The 8,414-nt window shown below is 40.6% G+C and carries 10 protein-coding genes and 5 pseudogenes; 12 read left to right on the forward strand and 3 right to left on the reverse strand.

The features are described 5' to 3' along the window. The 6 genes and pseudogenes from PVV59_RS08840 to PVV59_RS08870 form a co-directional block, all read left to right on the forward strand. Positions 1-246, forward strand: a pseudogene (locus tag PVV59_RS08840) (hypothetical protein); the annotation flags it as partial. Continuing rightward, the gene (locus PVV59_RS08845; protein WP_273755748.1) at positions 236-1,288 is read left to right on the forward strand and encodes a S49 family peptidase; all 1,053 of its coding nucleotides are present in this window, start codon (positions 236-238) and stop codon (positions 1,286-1,288) included. The pseudogene PVV59_RS08840 and the gene PVV59_RS08845, both read left to right, overlap by 11 nt. Beyond that, positions 1,186-1,551, forward strand: coding sequence for a hypothetical protein (locus PVV59_RS09890; RefSeq protein WP_273755759.1), 366 nt, complete (start codon positions 1,186-1,188; stop codon positions 1,549-1,551). The genes PVV59_RS08845 and PVV59_RS09890 overlap by 103 nt, the downstream gene beginning before the upstream one ends. Then, on the forward strand, positions 1,548-1,919 hold the full coding sequence (locus PVV59_RS08855) for a head decoration protein (protein ID WP_273755749.1): 372 nt from the start codon (positions 1,548-1,550) through the stop codon (positions 1,917-1,919). Before PVV59_RS09890 ends, PVV59_RS08855 begins: the two co-directional genes overlap by 4 nt. A gap of 12 nt (positions 1,920-1,931) precedes the next feature. Then, a pseudogene (locus PVV59_RS08860) lies at positions 1,932-3,000 on the forward strand (major capsid protein). A gap of 1 nt (position 3,001) precedes the next feature. Then, a pseudogene (locus PVV59_RS08870) lies at positions 3,002-3,347 on the forward strand (hypothetical protein). 35 nt (positions 3,348-3,382) lie between these two features. On the opposite strand, the gene PVV59_RS08875 reads toward PVV59_RS08870, so the two are convergent. After that, a complete protein-coding gene (locus tag PVV59_RS08875) occupies positions 3,383-4,468 on the reverse strand; it encodes a hypothetical protein (protein ID WP_273755751.1) in 1,086 nt (361 codons plus the stop codon). A gap of 350 nt (positions 4,469-4,818) precedes the next feature. On the opposite strand from PVV59_RS08875, the pseudogene PVV59_RS08880 reads away from it, so the two are divergent. Continuing rightward, a pseudogene (locus PVV59_RS08880) lies at positions 4,819-5,550 on the forward strand (antA/AntB antirepressor family protein). Further along, positions 5,547-5,852, forward strand: coding sequence for a hypothetical protein (locus PVV59_RS08885; RefSeq protein ID WP_273755752.1), 306 nt, complete (start codon positions 5,547-5,549; stop codon positions 5,850-5,852). The pseudogene PVV59_RS08880 and the gene PVV59_RS08885 overlap by 4 nt, the downstream one beginning before the upstream one ends. On the opposite strand, the gene PVV59_RS08890 is transcribed toward PVV59_RS08885, so the two are convergent. Together PVV59_RS08890 and PVV59_RS08895 are read right to left on the reverse strand one after the other, a co-directional pair. Next, a complete protein-coding gene (locus tag PVV59_RS08890; RefSeq protein ID WP_273755753.1) occupies positions 5,783-6,073 on the reverse strand; it encodes a HigA family addiction module antitoxin in 291 nt (96 codons plus the stop codon). The genes PVV59_RS08885 and PVV59_RS08890 overlap by 70 nt on opposite strands. 16 nt (positions 6,074-6,089) lie before the next feature. Further along, on the reverse strand, positions 6,090-6,404 hold the full coding sequence (locus PVV59_RS08895) for a type II toxin-antitoxin system RelE/ParE family toxin (RefSeq protein WP_273755754.1): 315 nt from the start codon (positions 6,402-6,404) through the stop codon (positions 6,090-6,092). Positions 6,405-6,456: 52 nt separating this feature from the next. On the opposite strand from PVV59_RS08895, the gene PVV59_RS08900 reads away from it, so the two are divergent. From PVV59_RS08900 to PVV59_RS08915, 4 genes and pseudogenes are all read left to right on the forward strand, one after another. Continuing rightward, a complete protein-coding gene (locus PVV59_RS08900; RefSeq protein WP_273755755.1) occupies positions 6,457-7,002 on the forward strand; it encodes a hypothetical protein in 546 nt (181 codons plus the stop codon). Further along, entirely contained in the window at positions 6,983-7,648 is a 666-nt protein-coding gene (locus PVV59_RS08905) for a phage baseplate assembly protein V (protein ID WP_273755756.1), read from the forward strand. Before PVV59_RS08900 ends, PVV59_RS08905 begins: the two co-directional genes overlap by 20 nt. Next, complete coding sequence (locus PVV59_RS08910; RefSeq protein ID WP_273755757.1) at positions 7,645-7,986, forward strand: GPW/gp25 family protein; 342 nt, start codon at positions 7,645-7,647, stop codon at positions 7,984-7,986. Before PVV59_RS08905 ends, PVV59_RS08910 begins: the two co-directional genes overlap by 4 nt. Next, a pseudogene (locus PVV59_RS08915) lies at positions 7,983-8,414 on the forward strand (baseplate J/gp47 family protein); the annotation flags it as partial. The gene PVV59_RS08910 and the pseudogene PVV59_RS08915, both read left to right, overlap by 4 nt.

Here is an 8,414-nt window from a genome sequence, read left to right on the forward strand (position 1 = left end):
AAAGAAGAAATCCGTGCAGGCTTGAAAACACGACGCATGGCACTTGCCGAGCGGGGCTTTGATATCGACAGCATTCATGCCGAACTGCAAGAAGAACACACAGATGCTCGTGCGCGCGGCTTATCTTTTGACACGGATATGGCAGCACCTTCTGGTGAAAATCAAGCGATTGGTGATGAAGATTCAGAGACTTCTGAGACTTATGAAAGCAACCAAGGCAGCGAGGCACACAAAAATGGTGAATAATCTTGACATGCCGTTTTTGGCATCCCGGCTTTTTGGTGTTCCTCATATGCTTGCCTCGACAAAGCTTGATGTCATTTTGAATGCTCTTGCACCACGCCTTTTTGAGGGAGAAAAGTTTGCCGTGAGAGCATTTGGACAAGGGGATACAGAAGCTTTCAGACCACCTGAAACTTATGTAGTACAAAACAATATTGCTATACTACCAGTTCATGGCACGCTTGTGCGCCGCGGTGCATGGCTTGGGGCTTTATCGGGATTAACCTCTTATGAAGGTTTAAGGGCTTCTTTTCGTGAAGCCATTGCACAACCTGATGTTCGCGCTGTTTTACTGGATATTGACAGCGGCGGTGGAGAAGCCGGCGGTGTGTTTGATTTGGTTGAAGAGTTTCAAGCACTCTCAAAAAAATATAACAAACCCATTTGGGCGCATGCCAATGAGTTTGCCTGTTCTGCAGCTTATGCCATTGCCTGTTCTGCTTCTCAAATATGGGTTGCTCGCACGGGTGTTGTAGGCTCGATTGGGGTTGTTTGCGCCCATCTTGACCAATCCCGTGCAGATGAAAAACACGGACATAAATGGACCTTTGTCTTTGAAGGGGACCATAAAGTTCATGGCAACCCTCATGAACCCTTGAGCGATACAGCACAGATAAAAATGCAAGCCGATTGCGCCCTGCTCTACGAGATGTTTGTGGATTTGGTTGCGCAAAACAGACCTCTGAGTGCGGCTGCAATCCGCGACACCAAAGCAGAAACTTTTATAGGCAACCAAGCTCTCAAACTTGGATTAGCAGATGCGCAAGGCACCCTTGCGCAAGCTTTGGAAGCCTTAACAGCTTCCATTAACTCACCCCCAACAGCAATAAAAGAAGGACAAAACACATGGCACGCACACACTATCGCGCTAGAGAAGACGATGATGAAAAGATTGTCGACGTCATCCATGAAGACGAAGAAGACACTCTCGACATTGACGAAGATGCCGAAGACTTCGACGATGATGAGGAAGATAAAGACAACGAAGATAAGCAAGAAACCATAAAAGCAGCTCTTGAAAAGGAAAGAAGACGCGCACAGGCACTAACAAACCTTGAAAAGCAAGCAAAGCGTTTAGGTGTTTCTTTTGATGCAGCAAAAGCCATTCAAAGCGGCATGAATGTTGAGAAAGCTAAAAATGTTGTCTTATCTGCTGCTGTCTCGAAAAGTTCCTCTTTAAAACTCTCGACCACAGCGCCCCACAGTGATGGGACGAACAAGACAAAAATTTATGCAAAATGGGAAGCAGCTTGGAGGGCAATAAAATGAATAATCAAGTTTTCTATGAAGATGTTCGCAATGGCACTTATCTTGGACGCTATGACACGGATATGTCCAATGAAGAAGTGATTTTTGCGTCAGGGGCATTTGTTGAAGCCGGCACTGTTATGGGAAAAGTAACAGCAACAGGAAAATATGTTCCCCTTAATCCAGCACTATCAGATGGCAGTCAAATACCGGCAGGGATTTCTTATGCCACTGTTGATGTAACAGAGGCAGATCAACGCGCAGTCATTACAGCGCGCTTGAGTACCGTGAAAGCTTCTGAACTGCTATGGCCAGATGCCATCACCGATGAACAGAAAAGTGCTGCCATTCAGTCTTTAGAAGACAATAACAAAATACTGTTGCGATAGGAGAATACGCACATGGATATGAACTTTTTTAAACAGGATGCTTTCTCTGCTGTTACCATGATGAAAGCGATTGAAAACTATGAGTTTCAACTTGGTATTATCGGTTCTCTCAACCTTTTTGAAGAAATCGAGACGAGTACAACAATCGTTGGTATTAAGAGACATGATATATCACTTATTCAAACAAGTGAACGCGGTATGTCTTGTACAAACAATAACAAAACTGATCACCTTCGATTTTTTCAAACAACGTGTATTGTCAAAAGTGATACCGTAAAAATAGAAGAAGTCCAAGGATGGAATATATTGAGTCCAGCAAATCAGTTAGAAACGGCAATGAAATATATTGCTGGAAAACAAAAGAAACTCATTTCTGAAATCGAATTGATATGGGAAAATATGCAACTTGGCGCTGTCCAAGGTGTGGTGCTTGATGCCAATAGTTCTGTCATTGTTGATTGGTACAAGGAATGGGAAATTACACCCCAAAAACCGATTGACTTTAAACTCAATGTTGAGACAACAAATGTTGCCGACCATGTTGATCAAGTCATCATGAGAATGATTGAGGCTTCAAAGGGCGCATTTTCTGATCGTTCACGGATTATTGGGCTTTGTGGAAATGAATTCTTTTCCAAGTTGAAAAACCATAAAACAGTTCGTGAAACCTATCTCAACACAGCTCTTGCACAAACACTCAATAGCGCTGGAGGTGTTGCAACACCAAGTGCCATTGGTTCTGGGAGCTTTGGGAGTTTTGATTTTGCAGGTGTCACTTTCATTAATTACCGAAGTGTTCATAACTATAATGTGAGTGCAAAAGCTGGAACAAAACGCGCCATAGGAATTAAGCCTGATGAATGCCAATTCTTTCCTGCTAATGCGCCTGGCGTATTCCAAAAAAACCTTTGCACCAGCGGAAACTGAGAATTTTTCTCATACAATTGGAAAATCTCTTTACAACATTCTTATTCCAGATCCTGATCATAATACCTGGGCCAAACTTGCGGTGTACAGCTATCCGCTTTACATCTGCACACGCCCTGAAATGCTCTTTAAAGCGGTCAGTGGAGGCAAATAACATGCAATGGCACGGGTTGCTCAACAAAATGATTGAAGATGTACGCAACACCTTTGGGCAACCCGTCATCTACACACGAAAGGATAATCAACAATCGTTTCGGATTACAGCGATTTACACCATTAAACATTCAGAATCGGAGGCTGGTGGCAGAATCCCCACAACAGTACTCGAAAAGAACTTGATGTTTGTATTATGATATCGGAGGAATACCACCAAAACCTCAAGATAGTGTTATGATCATCTCACCTGAAAACAATAAATCCCCCTCTTCTCAAGAGCACTTCGTGATCACAGATGTCCAAGCTTCTGAATCCGGTATGTGTAAGCTTATCTTGCGGGGCTAAAAGTAAGGGAAGTTTATATGGTATACCTTTAAAAATCAATAAGGCTGCCCAAGAGCTCGGATTATTGCTGCAAACCTTGGATTTGGAATAGCCTTAAATCTGTAATTCCATGGTGCGCCAGTACGATGACTGATGTGACATCCTTGATATGTTATAGATACTGATGCAATTCTTGCCCAAGTAGTCCTTTCATTATCTTCAGGGCTTTCAAATACAATAGCTTGATTTGTTACTAAAAGACGTCCTAAAAGTGAAGCATTTTCGCCAATATTGAAGGTAACGCATTCTTGAACTCCCAACAGTTTTTCATTTTGTACTAAACGATAATCATATTCACTTGCGTCAAGTTCTTGAAACATTTCACATGCCTCCTCGAAATTAGAGGGAGGAATATCTGATTGCCACAAAGCAACTTCTTCTTCAAAGCGTTTTTCCTTTTTACTTGCAATATAAACAGGAATAATCAAAGCTAAAACGATAAGTATTGGTACTAATAACCATAGTGAAATACTTATTATTATGGCAATGCCTCCAACCAGTAGAGTACAAAGGAGAAAGATCTTTACCCTCTTTTCTAACCGTTTTTTTTCAAGTTTCGGCGACATTTTATTAACAACTGATAAATCAGAAGAAGGATGGATATGGGGGGGAGGCATTAAAACCTGCTTTAAAACTTTTTCTTTAAAACGTTTTTTGCGTTTATCACGCCAATGAACAAAAATAGATAATGCAATAAATGCCAAGAAGATTAACCAAAACCAGCCCCAAAAGCCTAGTCCATCATTTTCATCTGATTTTTTATCTTGAGTAAAAATGATTTGCTTATCAGTATTCTCAAGTAATGCCCGTGTCACGCTTTCATTTTGAGTAGCAATATTTATTAATAAAGTCGAGGAAGAGGAAAAAAATTTATTATTGTATGCAACTTGATCTGATTTGAGTTTGTGAAAAAAAAACGCACCTAATACTATAGAGCCGAGAAATAATAAAATTCCAATGCCAAAGATTTTCAATCCGTTTTTGCGCCATTTTTTTATACACACTAAAACAAATCCGACAACCATCACCGATAACGACAACAAACATACGATTATTGCAATTACATCAAGTATGTCGAGCATTATTCTCCCCTACGCTATAAATAAAAGCGAATGGATTTAATGTGAGTCGGCAAACAAAATAAAGACGCTTTCATCATATTTTTTTAAAATATGTCTATCATTGAATCAGGTGCCTCAAAAACACCTTAAACCAATAGCGGATAGATTACCGAAATAATCTCTTCCCGCCGAAATTTAAAAACTTTGACTCATCACATGCTTTATAGCATATAGTGATTTTGTCGGGTGTGGTTGCACTATACAATACCCTTGCGGGGAAAGTGTAACGACGGACTTATCGCCGTGTTTTTCAGCGCCCGGCACTCTCTTTAGAGTGTCAATGAAAAACATCTAACGATAAGGAGTTCATCATGAACACTCTTATAAAAATTACGGAACGAACAATTAATCAAGAGACTATTCAAACGGTCAATGCTCGTGACTTGCATACGTTTTTAGAAATAAAAGCCCGCTTTAATGACTGGATTAAAAATCGCATTAAAGAATGTAAGTTTCAGGAAAATATAAACTTTATAACGCTTTCTAAAAATTTAGAAAACGGTGGAAAAATAAAATAATACCACATTACATTAGATATGGCTAAACACCTTTCCATGATCGAGCGTAATGATAGAGGACATGAAGCACGTCAATACTTTATCAAATGTGAACGGCTTTTGAAACAAGTAGTGACACCACAAGTTGACTACTCCAAACCCGAAGCATTACTTGGCGTCTTGAATCACTTACAAAGTCAAATTGAACAGAAAGATCATGTGATTGTAGAACTAACTCCAAAAGCAAAGGCTTTGGAAGGTTTAAAACGTTCGGATGGTCTATTCGGTCTTATTGAAGCAGCAAAGATGTTAGAGGTACGACCAAAAGATTTGACCGATTATTTGCGTAAACATGATTGGGTGTATCGACGTGCTCCAGGGGCGCCTTTGTTGCCTTATCAAGATAAAATAAAGAAAGGCTTTATGGACTGCCCTGCTATCACCATTCAAAGACCGGACGGAACAGAGAAGGTGCTGCCTTCAACTAAAATCACATCTAGAGGTTTGGCATGTTTGAGAGAACAAATCCATGGAGGTGTACAATGAAGATCGATACTAACTTTTTATGCGATTTGTGGATGGCATTATCTCAATTTTCTAATGATGAAAATGTGAGCGACAAAGATTGTAGTGCTCTGGTTCAAACTATGAATGCAATAGAAAAGGTTCTCATTTTAAAACTTCAAAATGACGTGCCTAATATTACAAAGATTTTGGCAATTCTTACAGATTTTGGTTCTTCAGAGTTACCGCATAGCATGGATTCTTTGTTGCGTGCTTATGAACCAAATTTATTGATTTTGGCAAATTCGTCTGCTTTTTCAGTTTGTAAGATACTAACGTCATAAGCAGCTTGCATGTTAAGCCAAAATTCAGCAGTAGTATCAAAAAAATAGGCTAATCTTAGTGCTGTATCGGGAGTCACTGGACTATTTTCAGCAACAATACGTTCTATTCTCGTGCGTGGAACATTTAATGCTTTTGCAAGGGCATAAGCAGAGAGAGCATATTCTTTTAAATATTCCTCTCGTAAAATTTCTCCGGGATGAATCGCTATATAATTTTTCATCTCGACCTCCTACAGATCAATGATAATCTACGATTTCAACTTCATAGGCGCCATTAGAGCGCCATTCAAAACAAATACGAAACTGGTCATTAATACGGATAGAATATTGACCTTTACGCTCTCCTTTCAACGCTTCTAGACGATTTCCCGGAGGACTGCGCAAATCTTTAAGATCAACTGCTTTATCGAGCATAAACAATTTTCTTTGGGCTATACGCACTAGAGTGGTGGGAAAGCCTCTGGGCGGATTGCCTTCTAGAAGATCTTTACACCGCTTATCAGCAAAAGATTCAATCACCAAATCACCTTTATTCGTTCTTTTATGTATCATAACACGATACCAATATAAAGAAAAGGATAAATGTTAAATAATAGGAGCCCCCATGCATCCGAGAGAGACGATAAGGGAAACATTTGTTGCGTTGATCAAAGCAGCAAAGACGGCAGCTGGTGACAACGTTTTCAATATGCGTGATTTCAACTTTTCCCCTGAGAACACGCCTGCAATTAATATCTCAACACAAAGTGAAACGATTGAAGATGGCTATGATTATGGAGTAAGGCGGCGTGTTTTAACGCTAGATGTTGAATGTTATGCAACATGTGAAGATGGAGCGCGTTTTGTTGACCAATTAGCATGGGAAGTTGAGGAGATTTTCTACGCTAATCCCAATCTCAACAACACAGTTGAAACATGCCGCCTGCAAAATATTGCTTTTGCCTTTGGCGATAATGGCGCTCTAGCACTCCATGGTGCAATTTTAACCTTTGAAGTCATTTATATGACAAATATCCCCAACATGGATGAAGAAGAAGGCAGTGTAGCAAGAATTGTTGAACCTTTCTTAAGCTTTGAACCAGAAACAGGCGTGGGAAATAAAGATAAATACCATAAAATTGAAGGTGGACATGTTAGAGCGGCGCGATAAAGAAATCACAGATCTAAAGAGACGTGTGGCCAATATGGTGGTGGTGGGAAAAATTAGCCATGTCGACCATAAAAATGCACGCTATCGAGTAAAAAGTGGCAGTCTTATCAGTGACTGGATTCCAGATACACAAGCCCGCGCCGGTAAAACCTGTTCTTATGAAGGGCGTGATGTTGGAGAGCAAGTAGTTGTTATCTCGTCATCAGGGGATTTATCACAAGGGGTGATTGTTGGCTCCATTCATACAGATGCGAACCAAGCCGCCGATAAAGGCAATATCCATAAGACACTTTATCCGGATGGCACCACCATTGAATATGATGATGAACAAAATAGCTATGTCCTTAATCTCACATCAGGAGGAAAGTTTAATCTCACGATTTCTGATGGTGTGTCGATAAAAGGAGATGGTAAGAAATTAGAGCTGCAAGCACCAGAAGGTATCAAAATTACCGCACAAGGTGATCTGAACTTAAACGCAGAAAAAGCCATTGCTCTGAAAGCAGGCAGGGGAATTTCACTCCATTGTGATGGCGGTATTGCTCTTCATTCTAGTGACTTAAAGCATAACGGCACCAACATTGGAAACAGCCATGTTCACGGAGGTGTTTCCCCTGGTGGCTCGATGACAGGAGGTCCCAATTGAACAGTGGAATGGATCGCACAACAGGAAAGCCTTTATCCGGTATTGATCATTTACGCCAATCAATCCTTGATATTTTGTCAACACGCATTGGTTCACGTGTAATGCGGCGTGACTATGGTTCACGCATTGCTGAACTCATTGATGCACCGGTTAATAATGCTTTTGCTGTTGCTCTTTATGCTGCTGTTGCTGAGGCTTTAGATAAGTGGGAACCGCGTTTTAAACTGAAAAACATTGATTTTAAATGGAGTGAGGCTGGACAAGTTTCTTTGTCCTTTGAAGGTATTTATTTGCCATCCGGCAAGCCCGTTACCATGGAAGGATTATTGATAAAATGAATGGATTGCTTGCAAAACCGGAAATCATCACAGAACTTTCTTTTGAAGAAATACGCGCTGCTGCTCTTGCCCATTTAAAAGAGCTTTTGCCGGAATATAGCATTCTTGAAAGTGATCCGTCCGTAAAAGTCATTGAGGCTTTTAGCTATCGAGAGTTGCTTTTAAGACAGCGTATTAACGAAGCGGCACGCAATAACATTCTTGATTTTGCAACCGGTGAATCTCTTGACGCTTTGGGAAACTGGCATGGTATTGCCCGCATGGAGGGTGAAAGTGATGAGAGATATCGTGAACGTATTCAACTTCATACCCGTGGTGGCAATGGTAGCGGGACAGAGCCCTATTACAAGCTTATAGCCTTAACAGCAGATAGTCGTGTTAAGGATGCGATTGTTTACCGTAAAGGCAAAGACCCAACCATCTATGTT

The sequence above is a fragment of the Bartonella sp. MM73XJBT.G genome, assembly GCF_028618435.1.
Lineage (GTDB): Bacteria > Pseudomonadota > Alphaproteobacteria > Rhizobiales > Rhizobiaceae > Bartonella.